This is a genomic window from Pseudomonas sp. BYT-1 (genome assembly GCF_023611805.1).
GTDB lineage: Bacteria > Pseudomonadota > Gammaproteobacteria > Pseudomonadales > Pseudomonadaceae > Aquipseudomonas > Aquipseudomonas guariconensis.
The window spans coordinates 214,603-229,355 of sequence record NZ_CP072560.1; the positions used below are offsets into that span (position 1 = coordinate 214,603).

A 14,753-nucleotide genomic window follows, 5' to 3' on the forward strand; every position below is an offset into this window, starting at 1 on the left:
ATGAAGATCACAGCAATGGAACAGGCCGAATCGGTCAGTGATGTTCTATGCGACGTTTGTGGCGCTAGCACGCGTGTTGAAGGGTATGGATTGCAATTTGGCACCCTTCGCGCCAACTGGGGCTATGGCTCGGCCCATGACGGTGAGTGCTATGAAGTCCATCTGTGCGAGCCCTGTTTTTTTGGGACGCTTTCAGGCCTCAGACGCGAGCGCATGGTGAACTTCATGTTCAGTGATAAGGACCAAGACCTCAGCGATTTTGGGCGCGTTGCTCGCGATGATTTTTTCAATGACGGCGGCAGCTCGACCTCATGATTTCTCTGCAGGGGCAGCATCCAAGGCCTAGCCGGCATTTCACCTGGAATTGCGAGATCAGCGTCAGCGGGGCGCCGTATGAAGCGCTTTATCCAGGGAAAGCATTGAGGCCAAAGCGAGGCCACTTCTTGCGCCCAGCCTGGAGGCTGACACCGGCGCTCACCAGACAAGACGATATTGGGAGTTTTATATAAGTCTATGACCGTGGCTGACTGCAAAAAATACCCCGTGCGAGACGGGGTATTTTATGTTGACTGGCTAACTCGTGGAGTATCGATCGCTCTTCCCTCTGCTCAAGCCACTGCTTGTTTCTGCATTTGAATTAAACGGTCCCGCACAACAAATTTGATAATGCCTTTTACATCGCTTGTGCAGTTTTCAAAAGCAAGGTGGGATATGATATCGCGACCATTCTTCAGAATAAGAGCACCAATCAGTTCATCGACAAAAGACTGAGTTACATCAGTTCCTGCGAAATCGATAACTACATCTTCACCCGCATTTAGAGATAGTTCGATCTTTTCTCTATAGGGGATAGCAGAGGCACGCATACCGTAAGTTCTAATTGAGCTATCTTTCTTTAAGCGAATCTGTGTTTGCATGACTAGGCCCCTTCACAATCCCTACATCCTTATAAATATTCCTACCAGCTTGCAGGCTTGCGGGAATGATGGCATCTACCCATCACCCTCGACTCTAGCTCCCTGCCCTTCAAAAATCCAGTATCTGGACCTAGCGAAAATCGAGGTCCAGTTCAAGGTCTTGGTGATCTTGAGCATCTGAATTTTCATCTTCCTCGCTAGGTAGCAAAGCGCTGATCGAGATGCCAGGGAGGCTTTCCCGCTGGCAGGTGAAGCCGATCGATACGCCTTGCCACCCTGTTTCGTGCATCTCATCAAAGCGGTTCCGCTGAGTGTCGTGGATTGCTCGACCACTCACCACGATGAGGCCTCCGCCTGCCGTTTCGGCAATTTTCGCGGTCGTTGTTAAACCTACTCCCTGGTTCTCACTGCCAAGGATGTTTGCCATCGCACCGCGATTGCAGCTCACCCTTGGCTTGAGAGCGGCTTCGATGGCGCCACGATCCGTGCGCTCTGCCAGCTCGGGATGGTTCCGGAGCGTTGCAAGGAAGCCGCATCCGTTGTCGACAATCGCCATCCGGACAAGGTTCAGTTTTGGATAGAACTGGCAGGTGACCCAAACAGCTGCATCTATCCGCCCCTCGCGTCGTGCGTGGGTGAGTGAGTTTTCAAGCAGTTCCTTGAGTGCGTACTCAAGCGGCCCTCTATAGGAGTCGAACTCGTTGCGGCCGGTCTGTTCATCGACCGGCGCATCAGGGTCAGAACGGGTGAGCTTGCCGGTGATTGCGTTGGCAAGACGAGACGCGACGGCTTCAGCTTGGGCGTGTTCCGACACCTTCGTAATCTCGACGAGCGAGTTCGCGCGGTCATTCCTGCGGGCGAACTGGTTGAGATCGACTCCCTCAATGTCGAGACCCTTGAAGAAATCCATCCGAGCCAGATAAGAAGTCAAATTCTTAGACAAAAACTGAATAGATATACGCTTGGTTTCGATCTGTTGCTCGAACAAGGCTCTCAACGTCGCCATACCCAACGGGTCCACGTAGTTAAGGTTGCTCGCGTCAAGGACGATGTCGTTGCCACTATTGGCAATTTGGGAGCACAAAGTGAACAGAGCGTGCGGGGTGCTAGTCCCCAGGCCAGCCGGCAAAACGATTGCGTCATCTAGATCTATAGCCGGCATGTAATTTCCTATCAGCCATCCTTGTTTCCATCGGGACCGGGGTCGACCGGCCGCTAGATCATAGCTGAAGGCCATCACTGCTACTATGGGGATATGCCTAAAATCAGTACCTTACGCTAGCTGACAAACAGGCCGAGCTGCTGAGACCTGGGTTTGGTGTCGATAGGCCCCTTGATATTTGTCGACTCCGTTCATTTCCGAAAAGAGTATCTGAGCGATATCGGGCGGGGTTTGCACACTCGATATCGGGCAGTTCGGTCACCAAGGGCAGCCGCGTTGTTACGCGACGTCCTCACACCAATTGTTCGATCCCGGCTATTCCGCGTGGACGATCGCCTTCTGCGTGCCTTCCAGGACAGCACTCCGCCCCGATCGCACCTGCACGACCAACTGATGAATCTGCCGAAGATAGGAAACGTCGTGGTTGACGCGCGTTGTTCAGCGCATGCTGGTTCAGGGTCTACCCCAACTCGCCTTGCGTGATTCAGCAGACGCCCACCGATGTGGCAGCAATTGCTCGATCTCACTCGCCCGCTGGGTTGGCAGCCGCGAGAACACCTCCTTCAAATCGGCATACAGGCCATGCCCCTTGAGGCGTACTGACTGGATCAGACTCAAGATCGCCACCGCCCACTCGCCATCATGCTTCAGCTCTGCCCACTCAGCCCGGGACAGACAAGCTACCTCGGTGGCCAGCGCAGCCTGGATCCACGGCATCAACGCCAACGTCATCTGTAAATGGCGACCGATTCCCCATGCGCAGCGGATACGCCAACGTGCGTTGACATCATCGTCATTTCTGACGATGCTACGGGCATGAAATATCCAGGCGGAAAAGGCAAGTGCTACCAGCGCTTGATCAATCTGATGCCTCCGCATCACACCTACATTGAGTCGCATCTGGGCGGTGGCGCGGTCATGCGCCACAAGAAAGCCGCAGCTCGAAGCATAGGGCTGGACTTAGATCCCATAGTAATCAACCGCTGGCGAAACGAGTTTCCTGAAGTCTGCGAATTGCACCAGACGGATGCAGTGGCCTTCCTCCAGACGTACGAATTTCAAGGCGATGAACTCCTTTACGTTGATCCGCCCTACGTTCCGGAGACTCGCCGGCGAGTGAAGGTGTATCGCTGCGACTACGCCCATGACGACCACCTCCAACTGCTGCGACTCCTGATGACGCTGCCCTGCAAAGTCATGCTTTCGGGATACGACTGCGAGCTCTACAACGCGGAGCTGGACGATTGGCGCAAGGTCAGCTTTCCCGCAAAGACACATGTCGATGTACGGGAAGAATGCGTCTGGATGAACTTCGAACCCCAGAGCCGGCTGCACGACGCGCGCTACATGGGCGACACGTTCCGTGATCGCCAGACCATCCAGCGCCGGCAAGCCCGTCTAAGGTCACGTATTGACCGTATGGACCCCACCGAGCGCCACGACCTGCTGCAGTGGATGCAGGAGAACTATGGTTGTACCGAGGAGGTCGCCTGATGCAACACGGAGCCATTTTTCTCGATAGGGCCGTGATCAACGTTGAGTTCCCGATGCCAGAAGCGGAAGTGCTTCCTGGAGTGCCGTGGGGCTCGATTGACGCGTTTCCTACTCCAGCCTACTGGGCGTACCAGATTTACGCGCGGCGGGTTCAGGGTAATCGCGTCAACTACAAGCTTGGGGCGACCCTGAAAGAAGAGGTAGGTGCCTGCCTGCTTGGTGGCCATGGAATACCCGCAAGCGTTGGCCTAGCTGCATTTCGTCATGTGAAGCAGAAAGGAGCGTTTGGCGATGTGCCGCCGTCCGAAGAAACTCTTTTAGAGTGGCTACATGAGCCCCTGGAAGTGGATGGGCGGCAAATCCGCTACCGGTTCGCCAAACAGAAAGCCCGTTACTTAGCAGCAGCACTACACAAGCTGGCAACAGAAGAGGCGCCGCTCGGCTCTGGGAAGGCGCTGCGCAATTGGCTGTTGTCGGTCCCCGGGATAGGCTACAAGACCGCTTCGTGGGTCGCTCGAAATTGGCTGGACGCTGATGACGTGGCCATCCTCGATATCCACATCCTCCGAGCCGGATTGCTGGGCAAGTTCTTCCAAGAACGCCTGACCGTGGAACGCCACTACCTTGAGCTGGAGGAGCAATTTTTGCGCTTTAGCGAGGGGCTGGGCGTACGGGCGTCTGAACTCGATGCACTGATCTGGCTGGAAATGATGTCCTCCCCAGAAACGGTACACAGCATCTTGGGGATGGGGCACACCTCACCTGCTCGCAGTGGGCGAAGCAGAGCCAAGAAGAGCCAACCCCACACCCACCAACTGGCGCTGCTTGGCTAGCGAACTGGCCCACGGCTCACCGGTGATGCCGAGTGGGCAAAAGCTAAGTCCCAAACCCTGAGCAGCAAGCGCCATTACGCCAAGCAAGGCCCCAGTATCTCGCCAGATCAAACTGCACCCGTCCGCATACTTGGACATGGTCTTTCCAGGTTCTGCCAGAAATAACAGCTCGGTAGCCTCTGGCGCATCCAGCACCTCCCGACTGTGAGCAAGCAAACCGCTCAGCAATCCGGAAGCTGAGGGGAGTTCAATGAGGAGATGACCACGCGGTTCGTACAACCACCACCGTGCGTCCCCAGGCCGGTTGATCACCAGGTGAATCGGGTGAATGGCCCCTGCCGACGGTGCTGATCGATGTTCCAGCTCAAACCCCAGATCCGACGGCCAAGTCTCGAGGCTACGACATGCATGCCAGAAGAAGTCGGCAAGCTCTGCATCCCCAAGCGGCCCAAACTGACGCGACGTTCGTCTCTGCTGCAGAACATCGAAAAGGGCCGGCGAGGCGCCTAGAGACCCAACCGGCAATCTTTGGACTTGCCCGGTTTCCCATTGGAACAGGTCGTACTGCTCCCATTCCTCCCTCGGGAAGGGATTACCCAGGTCGATCCAAGTCATAACCGACCTCTCGGAACACGGCGAAGTATTTGTTGCACCCGCGACAGTTGCCACAGGGCACGTCCGCCTTATGGCAGCTATGCGCCCAAGCCAAGTGCTCCGCAGGTATTCCCGATACCCGAACCAGATCTGCAGTCGAGAACTCGATCGCGGGCGCTTCAACGACCATGCCGCCTTCCTGCAGGGCCATTAGCTGGCTGATGGCTCGGACAAATGCAGGCGTACCGTCCTGGTGCGATCCATCGGATTTGACGGTCCCCAACCAAAGGTGCGTAACGCCGAAGGAAATGGCCTTCATGGCGGCGAGAGTAACCAGCATCTGATTGCGGTATGGCCACCAGTCGGATGCCGGTGCCAGGCCATCAGCAGTGCTTCCGGCCATATCCCCGGAGCCAAGGGCGCGGCAATCAATTTCCAGCACATGATGGGGGATTCCAAGGCGCTCGCAGATGGCGCGGGACGCCGCGATTTCTGCCTTGGCGGCCAGCTGTCCGTAGTCAAGGGTGAACGCCAGATCGGGACGTTTCCACCAGGCGAGTGAGAGTGAATCCATTCCACCGGAGAGCAAGAGGGCAACTTTCATAGCTCCGCTGCCGCCCAAACTGTCTGATAGACCGCCGACACGTAGTCGTCTGTAATTCGGCAGGCAGATCCTTCCATCATTTTCTTGTCTTCCTCTGACTCGTTTTCCGAGTACATCACCACGGGCTTTTCCAGGGCTCTGGCGTAGCCAATCTCATAGATAGTCCCGGCATCCAGTCCATCGCCGATAGCAAAAAGCAGGTCGCAGTCCCGAATGCCTTGCAGGTCCTTCTCCACAACATCGTCAGCCGAGCCGCGTCCGACGTCGTGGTATGGCGAAAATACTCTCAGCCCCATTCCTCTTAGGTCGTTCCGGGCCTCACGAACCAACCAAAGCTGGGCCAGGGAGAAGAAGGGCCCCGCGAGGTAGACCTGAGGCTGGTAACCATCCCGATACCGTTCAGAAGCGCACAACGGCTCGGGACTGAACTGATCCAGTTGTTTCCGGCTTGGGTGGCCCTGGGATTCGCAATAGAAGGCCGTGGCCCGAGACGCGATATCTGCAGCATCACGAGGTGAACGCCTCTCCTGCATCCAGGCATAGGCGAAGTGAGCGGCAAACGTATCTCCGGAGCCGATTTTCCATACGTGCTTGGTTCGATATGCGGGGACTGTAGAAACGCTCCCGTTGTCGTACACCAAGGCCCCCAGGGGGCCCATTTTGATCACGACCACTTCAGCGCCGGCCTCGTTGGCAAGCTGCCTGGCCATTGCTTCTGGCGTCTCGCCAGAGGCGCGAGACATACAACTGGCCTCATAGCGGTTGAGAACCAAGGCCAGGTGTTTGGCTCGAGATCCGTTGGCATGGAAGGGTTCAGGGTCCACGGCACTTTGCGGATCGTAGACTGCATACTCACAGTCAACGACAGCGTCACCCTCGATCATGCCGAAACGAAGCACACGCTCCTTGGAAATGTGGAGCGGCTCATAAGACTCGGCCGGCCTACGGATATCAGGAGTCGATAGGCCGTGTACGTAATCAAACGCTACACCCTGTGGGACCTCGACTGCATCCAGCTGGAATCCCTCCAGAGCCGCTCTATCTCGCATGACATAGAGCGCCTCGCGATCCAGGTAGCTGTGCAGGGATACGTCGCCGCCAATTCGCGCGATCGCAGTTGCTGCACGCCCTGCTGAACCATAGGTCTCTTGCCAACTGGGGCGCATGCAGCGCTCTCGGTATACCCCGCCTACTACGGTGATCATGGTCAGCCCCCCGCTTAGTGAATATTGGCGGGGAAGACGCGTACCCGGACCTGCCCGTTATTGATGCTCAGCACCCGAGCGGCATAGATAGTTCCTTCCGCCAGACATTGGCGAAGTCGCTGCAGTTGCTGGGCGGCGATTCCTCCCGCGACTTGCCCCTGCCAAAGCGCATGCACTACGGCCTGTCCATTCTGCTCGCCAGTGACGATGTCGAGAACGCAGCCCTCCTCCAGTTGCTCAACGACTTCCTCCTTCGGGGAAGCGAGTTGTGCGGTGAAGTTGAGCTGATCGCATGCGTCGGTATAGGTGGGGTAATCGTCGCGGGTAGTACTGGAGCCTGACATGTGCATGATCCCTTGCGTAGTGAATGGCTGCCTCATCAATAGCACAGGGCAGTGGCTGATTGCCATCCACCCCACGGCCGAGACAGGATAGGCGCTGAGCAGGTCCGGGCGTAGACTTGCGGTGTTGCCCTGGCGACCTCTCTCAGCTCAATACTGATGACGCAACTAGGTCTGCGCCAGTTTCCATTAGGGGTGGCTTGCTCTCTCTGAGGTGCTGGCCTACCTGCTTCGAGCGGTGCTGTGATTTACCTGTCCCAAGATCAGTACGCACGTCGCACCTCTGATCGCTCTGGAGATTCGACATGACTCGAGGCATCTCCCAGCCAGCCCCCAGTGATTTACTGGAACACGTGAGGGATATTCTGGTATCGCGAAGCTCCACAGCGGAAAGCCAGGAAGCAGTCCGCACGTTGCTGGGTGAAGGCTTTCCCCTAGCTGGGCTAATACGCACAGTAGAAGAAATGGGGTGTAGCGAGCAGCGACTGCTCATAAGCAGAGCAGTTGGTGTATCAGATCGCACTTTCCGCCGCTGGCTAGCGAATCCGGCAAAGCACCTCACCTACGATCAATGTGTTCAGGCCCTGCGCTCCGCGTGTGCCCATGCAAAAGCACAAGCCGTATTTGGCTCAACCAAGCTATCCGAGCAATGGCTCACCAAACCTGCCATGGGGCTTGACGGCCAAAGGCCGATTGACCTGCTCGAAGACCAAGACAGCTTCGAACTCCTCGCCGACTTCCTGGGACGACTTGAATACTGCGTTTACCAATAGATGCCCAAGTGCAGTCATGGGCTCACAAGAGAACCTGCATACCGCGTGCCCCCTGAGATTGTAAAGTTCCTGCCATATCCGACCGAGCCACCCCTACAGCCGTTTACTTCTTGTGTTCCAACGAGGTGCCTGGAGACGCCACTCCTCCGCTTTCCCCGACCAGACACCTAGGAGACGATTCACAGCACTGTCATTAGCCGGCTGGCCGCGAGCAACCAGGTATTTTCTGGCCTCAGTTCGCTCACACATGCTCGGCGCATAGCATTGGTCGAACAGGAACTGATCCACCGGGCGGTACAACCAGAAAGGCAACGTAGACCGGTAATTTTGGATGTAGGAGCTGGACACTTTTGCCGTAAGACAGGCATTCACAAAGAACTCTGGCCAGCACTCCAACAAGGTGCGCAGCAGTTCGAGCTCCAGGCTGCGATCACCAACTCGCATCGCCTCAAAACAGTAATGGCATTGAACGGGACATTGAAGATCAAGGCACTGGAGTCGGTCGAGAAGCTGCTCCCTGACGCGACGAAACCTACCTCCGCCTCCCAGGAGCTGCAGCAGTCTCTTGAGCCCGCGAAACATTAACAACGAGTAATTACTTGCGCCCGGTAGATCCAATGCACAGCCGTCGACTAGGGCCGTGAGCAGCCGTTGCTGAAAATCCAACTCCCGAGCATCAGCCGGCAGGTCCCCAGTAACGGGCAGGCGAAGGTCCCAGTGACACTGATAGCAGTACGCTAACGGGCTCTGCAGCGGAAGCAGCCGCTTACCTCGATCACTCAATGTGGGCACAACAGGGCTATGACACAAAGGGCACGCATCAGAGAGATAAATCCCGTGCCTCGTACACGTTGTACTGAAAGCTAGGCGCCAGCCACGGCGGAAATAGGGGTCCTCGTCTTCCGCTAGGCATAACCTGCAAAACTGGAGGGCGTAGCCCTGACGTTGTCTAGGATTGTGCGCTCCTTTGCGATAAAGCAAAGCCCAATCCAATGGCCCTCTCGGATTAAACCGCTCCCAAAGCACCCCTGCATAGGCGCTTAAACAAGATTGGTGCGCACGCTCGGCCGATACGCCACATCTCCGCGCAACGGAGTTTAAGAGGGAGTCCGCCGCAACCCGGTCGATATCCTGGGAAAGGAATTGTGCAGATTGAAGAAGGTGATGAGTGGTAAACGCCTGAAGCTTGGTTCCATTCCCCCATGCCAACCGGCATAGCCAGGACGAGAACAGTTCATCCTCGAAAGGGAGAGGTACGGTACGGCCAGAAAGCTGTCATCTTATTCAGCCAGTTGTCGGGTTCTGTCCGAGGGCATCACATACCCCAACGCATATAGATTCTCCCTTGTCAGTAGGTCTGCTGTCACTTTCTCCGTTCCGCTGCGAACCGCCCACTCAGCCAACAGTTCAAGAATTTCTACAGCTTCGCCCAGTAAACCTTCACTGAACATCAGAAGATTCTCAAGCGTCTTACGCTGCATTATTTCCATGCCGCCCTTTAATTGGTAGCGCGGCATGATCGTCAAGACAAACCTAGCGAATTCCTCCAACCGATCTTTATGCCACTTCCTGACAAAAATTGGCTTAAACCTATTCGCGATGGAGGCATCAACCGCCAGGATGTTTTGAATCTCAGGCGTACCAGAAACGACGATAGGAATTGCAAGTTCGACACTGAGGTTTCGCAGAGCATTAAGAAACCTCCGCCGACGCGATATTGAGCTGGAAGCGATATTGAGGAAATCATCCATGATCAACATCTGAACCTCTAGTTTCTCAAAGACAATCCTTATTCGCCTCAACTTAGCGTCTTCCGGCTCGCGATCAGCAACGTGCAAGCCCAAATTTTCCAGAATACGGCTATACAAACGCCCTTCATCTGCCGATGGCGGGGTCTGCACTAACATAACAGGAAGCGTAATTTTGCTAGCATTAGGATCAAATGGAGGATTAGCCCGATCCTTAACGCTGGACAAGATCATTGACTTCCCACTATTACTCTCGCCAATCAAGGCCATCCCCGGCATTCGGTGCGTTTTGGGATGATCTAAGAGATTCTCAATTTCTCCACGAAGCAATATAGCTCCTTCATACCCAATCCACTTATCTTCCTTGAACAGCCTTATCCGCTCCCTATTCTCAGGACTGGCTCGCCCCCGCATCACGCTAGCATCGACTGTGGTCATTCTTCTTACCCATTATCAACGTTCATCGTAAGGAGTAAGATGAGCGAATTCATCGACTACATCCTCAACGGCATTCGATACTTTAACCTTAGCCTCTGGCCCAGCTAAAGCTTGCTGCTCAACCCGAGGAATAACGGCAGGAGTTACTTTCCTATGGCGGCGTGAGCGCTCCTGATTCAAACGCTGCTTCCGAGTCTTGCTTCGGGCCTCGTCTTCAATGCGCCGCATCTCATTCCAGGCCTTGAATATCTGCTCCTCGTCTTCAATTGAGATACGTCGGGCTTTCATATAGGCCTTAATGGACCTCAATTCCCACAAACTGATCGGAGGATATTTCGTATTCCGATAAGGAATCCTATAGTACTGCTGCACATCAGGGTCCCAGAAGATTAAGTAGCTTATATCTCTAGGGTCTTGACGAAATACAAACTCCCGCGCCTTCTTATTAGTGCGCGGATCACGCGAGCCGATCCACTTATCCGGCTCTTCGCATTTAAGGGTGTAGCTGATTTCTAAACCCTCCTGACTTCAGCAAGCACCTGGCTATGTAATTGGTTAAATTTCTAAAGCCCAAGGCGGTACCTCGTAAGTGCTCAAGTCGCCCGTTGATAGCTTCTGTTGGACCGTTGCTGGTTCCTGGCCGGTCGAAGTAGGCAAGGATGCTCTCAGCGTATTTTTTCAGCGTTTCCCCCAAGCCTTTCACCTCGATGAGCGCTTTGGGCAAGTCGCTGGCTGTAATGATATTTATGACCTCTTCCATGAGTTTTTTACCACGTTTTCGATCCGGCTCGTTGTAGGCGCTGACCACCCGTTGGTACATGCTCCAGGTGCAATCCACTTCGAGGTGGTGCTCATCTGCAAACAGCTGGAACAGTTGCTTTTTGTTGGCGTCAGACAGGTAGCTGATCCGAGTCAGTAGCGTTCGACGGCTTTTGTAGAGCGGGTCATTTTTACGCCCTCTGCGGCCCAGGATGTCGTGTTGCACACGCCGGCGGCATTCATCCAGCATGTTGCTTGCCCAGCGCACGACATGGAAAGGATCCAGCACGGTTTGGGCTTGAGGCAGGGCTTCTTGCGCTGCAGATTTAAACCCCGTAAAACCGTCCATGGCAATGCTTTCGATCTGGTCACGCCACGATTTGGGGCGACTCTGTAGCCATTGCTTAAAGGCTTGTTTGGAGCGGCCTTCCAGCACATCGAGCAAGCGGGCCGGCCCGTTTTTGTTACGCACGGGCGTAAGGTCAACCACGATGGTGACGTACTTGTCACCACAGCGTGTATGTCGCCAAACATGCTCATCCACGCCCAGCACGGTCACACCGTCAAAACGTGTCGAGTCATTAAAAAGCAGGCGCCGTCCTTCGTTGATAATGGCATTATTAGCGGTGTGCCATGCAACATCAAGCTGGCTCGCAACACGAGATACCGACTGATCTTGCCCAGCAGCCGTGGACACGGGTTTAAGCACACATCCTGGCCTCGAAGGCCTCTGGGCTGATGTGCCCCAGCGTGCTGTGTCGCCGCTGGCGGTTGTAATCGGTTTCGACGTATTCAAACACGGTTTCACGCATCTGGGCGCGGCTCGTGAAGCGCTCGCCGTGGATGCACTCGACCTTCAGGCTGTGGAAGAAGCTCTCTGCACAGGCATTGTCGTAGCAGTTGCCTTTGGCGCTCATGCTGCATCGCAAGTGATGGGCGCAGATCAGCTCCTGGTAAGCCGCTGAGCAGTACTGGCTGCCGCGGTCGCTATGCACGATCACGTCATTAGGCTGCCTGCGTCGCCACAGCGCCATGTGCAAGGCATCGCAAACCAAGTCGGCCGTCATGCGTTCGTTCATGGCCCAGCCGATCACCATCCGTGAATACAGATCGATGACCACTGCCAGATACAGCCAGCCTTCCTCCGTATGCAGGTAGGTGATGTCACCCACCCATTTCTGATTTGGCGCAGATGCCTTGAAATCCTGCTTGAGCAAGTTCTCTGCCACTGGCAGGGAGTGCTGAGAATTGGTCGTGGCCTTGAACTTCTTGGCGGCCTTGGCACGCAGTCCTTGCCGTTGCATCGAGGCGGCTACCGTCTTGCGATTGCAGGGTAGGCCGGCTTCCCGCAGGTCATGGCACAGCCGTGGAGCCCCGCTGCGGCCCTTGCGTGCGCTGTATGCCTGAGCGACCTGCCGATCCAGTTCGTCTCTTCGCCGCTGGCGCATTGACGGCCTGCGAGAGCACCAAGCGTAGTAACCGCTGCGGGCAACGCTCAACACGCGACACATGGCCTGGATCGAGAAATGCGCGGTATGAGTCCTCATGAAGGCGTACTTCACTTGAGGCTCTTGGCAAAGTACGCGGCGGCCTTTTTTACGATGGCCAGCTCCTCGGCGTGCTCGGCCAACAGCCGCTTGAGTCGGGCATTCTCGTCGGCCAGCGACTGCTCGCGCTCGCTGCCGGCCTGAGTCTGGTGCTTCTTGCTCCGCCAGCCGTAGAGCTGGGAAGCATGCAGGCCAAGCTGTTCGGCAGCCTTGCTGACGCCAATGCGCTCGGCCAAAGCCAGCGCTTCGTCCTTGTAGGCTTGGGAATGGCGGGTGCGGGTCTGTTTCATTGGGGTTGCTTGTCTTGCCATGATTCACCTCGTTGCAGTTTATCGCTTAACGGGGTGTCCACTGGGACTGGGCAAGATCAGACAGATGATCCAGCACGATGGCAGCTAATGCCCAGCGTATCGCCCCATATGAAAGCTTTGAACGTGGAGGTGCTGCACTGTTTGTATCTTCATGCCAGAAACAGCCGCAAGCACAACGCCAGCGACGGATACGCAGCAGCAATCTGGTTGGTCGTTGTCCGTAAGGTGTGTGAGCAAGATGCCTATCGACAGTACCGCGTGAAACACCAGCAGCCCCGCACTTGGGGCATGGCTCGGGTGCTTTGGTTAAACGACATTCGATGACGGCGCGCTCTGCACAAAGATGTTGTCCAGTGGCAGTCAGGCCGAGGTTATTCAGTTGGCAAAAGCTGGAAAGATCAGGGCTAGAAAAGGTAAGATTGTTCACGTCGGGGGCTTAGTTTTTGTTGGTGTGAGAGCTTACATTTTCTAAGATCCTCGACTCCTTTTCCAGCCGGTCAGATTTTTTCTACACCCTTAAATGCGAAGAGCCACTTATCCAGTACAGGATCATGATAATAAATGCCATCCGACAACACCCCGTATGCTTGGATAGTACGGGTGACGATCGGCATAAAATCAATTTTGAGCTTGTAAGGATCTGCAGCGAGAGGCAGCATTCCAATACCCGGAAACTCATCCGTACCAAAAATACCCTCCTCATAACGCTTAAGAGGCGAGCAATCAAGGGCGGAGTGCAACTGGTGGTGATATTCACCAAGGATCAGGTTCGCCAACCATCTCTCGAATTCATCAAGAGTCATGATAGCGTTCCCTTCTGAATCATACTCGCCGCGCTCTTGGGTGTTCGAGAAAGTCGTTCCTTCCAGTTCGTGAATTCGCTCAGCAAAAGTACCTAATATACTGGCGGCGGCAAAAACTGAGTGCAACACCTGACCTTTCCGGTACGGTGCTGCCCCTATGTCATATACCGAACTCAGCGTTGAAGAACGCGCCACCATCCAAATCGGCCACGCCCAGGGCTTCAGCCTGCGCAGGATTGCTCGCCTGATCAATAGGTCTCCTTCGACCATCAGTCGAGAGCTGCGCCGCAATCGAGATGTCTGTGGCAGCTACTCGGCCCGCGCGGCCCAGGAGCAGATGAAGGCCCGCCGCCAAGTCTGTCGACCGAGCCGAAAGCTGCTGCCGGGGAGCGAGCGCTTCGAACTGGTGGTTCATATGCTGCGTGAGCGTTTGTCTCCCGAACAGATTGCCGGCAAGCTGCGCCACATGAACATACCTAGCCTCAGAGATGCCTACGTCTGTCGCGAGACGATCTACAACGCGATCTATGCCCTGCCAGTGGGTGAGCTGCGTAAGGAGCTGATCATCTGTCTGCGCCAAGGCAAGACGACGCGCCGGCCGCGCTCTGGTGGCGTGGATCGGCGCGGCCAGATCCCCGAGATGGTCAGTATTCATGTGCGCCCGCCGGAGATTGAAGACAGGCTGATGCCGGGGCATTGGGAAGGCGACCTCATCAAGGGTAAGGCCAACGCCTCGTCCGTCGGTACGCTGGTGGAACGCACCAGTGGGTACCTGATGTTGGTGAAGATGAACGACGCGACGGCGACTTCGGCGCTGGAAGGCTTCAGCGCCGCGCTCAATAGCATGCCGCTGGAGATGCGCAAGAGCATGACTTACGACCAGGGCCGGGAGATGGCACGACACGCCGAGATCACCCAAAGAACCGGCGTGGCGATCTACTTTTGCGACCCGCACAGCCCCTGGCAGCGCGGCAGCAACGAAAACATCAACGGCCTGATTCGCCAGTACTTGCCCAAGGGCACAGACCTGTCGGTACATAGCCAGGAGGAGCTGGACGCCATTGCGCTGCAACTGAATATGCGACCGCGTAAGCGCTTCGACTTCAAATGCCCAATCGAAGTTATGGGGCTCTTCGCATTTAAGGGTGTAGAAAAAATCTGACCGGCTGGAAAAGGAGTCGAGGATCTTAGAAAATGTAAGCTCTCACACCAACAAAAACTAAG

At 55.6% G+C, this 14,753-nt stretch carries 16 protein-coding genes and 4 pseudogenes; 6 read left to right on the forward strand and 14 right to left on the reverse strand.

The annotated features are described in order from the left end of the window. Positions 1–315: a hypothetical protein gene (locus J5X93_RS27300; RefSeq protein WP_250035460.1), complete on the forward strand. Its 315-nt coding sequence runs from the start codon at positions 1–3 to the stop codon at positions 313–315. A gap of 293 nt (positions 316–608) precedes the next feature. Here the strand turns inward: J5X93_RS27300 and J5X93_RS27305 are convergent, their stop codons facing one another. The 3 genes and pseudogenes from J5X93_RS27305 to J5X93_RS27315 all read right to left on the reverse strand — a co-directional run. Further along, the gene (locus J5X93_RS27305) at positions 609–917 is read right to left on the reverse strand and encodes an STAS-like domain-containing protein (RefSeq protein ID WP_250035451.1); all 309 of its coding nucleotides are present in this window, start codon (positions 915–917) and stop codon (positions 609–611) included. A gap of 130 nt (positions 918–1,047) precedes the next feature. Further along, the gene (locus J5X93_RS27310; protein WP_250035440.1) at positions 1,048–2,079 is read right to left on the reverse strand and encodes an ATP-binding protein; all 1,032 of its coding nucleotides are present in this window, start codon (positions 2,077–2,079) and stop codon (positions 1,048–1,050) included. Between the two features lie 453 nt (positions 2,080–2,532). Further along, positions 2,533–2,712: pseudogene (locus tag J5X93_RS27315) on the reverse strand (transposase domain-containing protein); the annotation flags it as partial. Positions 2,713–2,895: 183 nt separating this feature from the next. Between J5X93_RS27315 and J5X93_RS27320 the strand changes: the two are divergent. Both J5X93_RS27320 and J5X93_RS27325 read left to right on the forward strand, forming a co-directional pair. After that, on the forward strand, positions 2,896–3,573 hold the full coding sequence (locus J5X93_RS27320; RefSeq protein WP_250035632.1) for a DNA adenine methylase: 678 nt from the start codon (positions 2,896–2,898) through the stop codon (positions 3,571–3,573). Further along, complete coding sequence (locus tag J5X93_RS27325) at positions 3,573–4,406, forward strand: 8-oxoguanine DNA glycosylase (RefSeq protein ID WP_250035426.1); 834 nt, start codon at positions 3,573–3,575, stop codon at positions 4,404–4,406. The genes J5X93_RS27320 and J5X93_RS27325 overlap by 1 nt, the downstream gene beginning before the upstream one ends. Here J5X93_RS27325 and J5X93_RS28400 read toward each other — a convergent pair. The 4 genes from J5X93_RS28400 to J5X93_RS27340 are packed head-to-tail and all read right to left on the reverse strand — an operon-like array spanning position 4,332 to position 7,153. Further along, the gene (locus J5X93_RS28400; protein WP_349815824.1) at positions 4,332–5,021 is read right to left on the reverse strand and encodes a nitroreductase family protein; all 690 of its coding nucleotides are present in this window, start codon (positions 5,019–5,021) and stop codon (positions 4,332–4,334) included. The two genes, J5X93_RS27325 and J5X93_RS28400, sit on opposite strands and share 75 nt — an antisense overlap. Next, the gene (locus tag J5X93_RS27330) at positions 4,999–5,604 is read right to left on the reverse strand and encodes a 7-cyano-7-deazaguanine synthase (protein WP_250035412.1); all 606 of its coding nucleotides are present in this window, start codon (positions 5,602–5,604) and stop codon (positions 4,999–5,001) included. The genes J5X93_RS28400 and J5X93_RS27330 overlap by 23 nt, the downstream gene beginning before the upstream one ends. Next, positions 5,601–6,809 carry a PfkB family carbohydrate kinase gene (locus tag J5X93_RS27335; RefSeq protein WP_250035398.1) on the reverse strand — a complete coding sequence of 403 codons (1,209 nt, stop codon included), beginning with the start codon at positions 6,807–6,809 and terminating at the stop codon, positions 5,601–5,603. The genes J5X93_RS27330 and J5X93_RS27335 overlap by 4 nt, the downstream gene beginning before the upstream one ends. A gap of 14 nt (positions 6,810–6,823) precedes the next feature. Further along, positions 6,824–7,153: a hypothetical protein gene (locus J5X93_RS27340; protein ID WP_250035387.1), complete on the reverse strand. Its 330-nt coding sequence runs from the start codon at positions 7,151–7,153 to the stop codon at positions 6,824–6,826. Positions 7,154–7,455: 302 nt separating this feature from the next. Between J5X93_RS27340 and J5X93_RS27345 the strand changes: the two genes are divergently transcribed. Then, a complete protein-coding gene (locus J5X93_RS27345; protein ID WP_250035374.1) occupies positions 7,456–7,923 on the forward strand; it encodes an antitoxin Xre/MbcA/ParS toxin-binding domain-containing protein in 468 nt (155 codons plus the stop codon). A gap of 264 nt (positions 7,924–8,187) precedes the next feature. Continuing rightward, positions 8,188–8,508 (forward strand): hypothetical protein, encoded by a 321-nt coding sequence (locus J5X93_RS27350; protein ID WP_250035365.1) that lies wholly within the window; start codon positions 8,188–8,190, stop codon positions 8,506–8,508. A 252-nt stretch (positions 8,509–8,760) separates the two neighbouring features. On the opposite strand, the pseudogene J5X93_RS28405 reads toward J5X93_RS27350, so the two are convergent. From J5X93_RS28405 to J5X93_RS27380, 7 genes and pseudogenes are all read right to left on the reverse strand, one after another. Continuing rightward, a pseudogene (locus J5X93_RS28405) lies at positions 8,761–9,165 on the reverse strand (TniQ family protein); the annotation flags it as partial. A 38-nt stretch (positions 9,166–9,203) separates the two neighbouring features. Then, positions 9,204–10,109 carry a TniB family NTP-binding protein gene (locus J5X93_RS27355; protein WP_250035349.1) on the reverse strand — a complete coding sequence of 302 codons (906 nt, stop codon included), beginning with the start codon at positions 10,107–10,109 and terminating at the stop codon, positions 9,204–9,206. 15 nt (positions 10,110–10,124) lie between these two features. Further along, entirely contained in the window at positions 10,125–10,481 is a 357-nt protein-coding gene (locus J5X93_RS27360) for a hypothetical protein (protein ID WP_250035337.1), read from the reverse strand. A 121-nt stretch (positions 10,482–10,602) separates the two neighbouring features. Then, a pseudogene (locus tag J5X93_RS27365) lies at positions 10,603–11,547 on the reverse strand (ISL3-like element ISPsp2 family transposase); the annotation flags it as partial. Positions 11,548–11,569: 22 nt separating this feature from the next. Continuing rightward, a protein-coding gene (locus J5X93_RS27370; protein WP_155738431.1) for an IS3 family transposase occupies positions 11,570–12,726 on the reverse strand; the annotation gives its coding sequence in 2 pieces (ribosomal slippage) (positions 11,570–12,468 and positions 12,468–12,726; 1,158 coding nt in all). 58 nt (positions 12,727–12,784) lie between these two features. Further along, positions 12,785–13,153 (reverse strand): annotated as a pseudogene (locus tag J5X93_RS27375) (transposase family protein); the annotation flags it as partial. Between the two features lie 70 nt (positions 13,154–13,223). Next, positions 13,224–13,658: a Mu transposase C-terminal domain-containing protein gene (locus J5X93_RS27380; RefSeq protein WP_250035326.1), complete on the reverse strand. Its 435-nt coding sequence runs from the start codon at positions 13,656–13,658 to the stop codon at positions 13,224–13,226. Positions 13,659–13,686: 28 nt separating this feature from the next. Here J5X93_RS27380 and J5X93_RS27385 point away from each other — a divergent pair, with 28 nt between their 5' ends. Next, on the forward strand, positions 13,687–14,691 hold the full coding sequence (locus J5X93_RS27385) for an IS30 family transposase (protein ID WP_250035310.1): 1,005 nt from the start codon (positions 13,687–13,689) through the stop codon (positions 14,689–14,691). Positions 14,692–14,753: the final 62 nt, after the last annotated feature.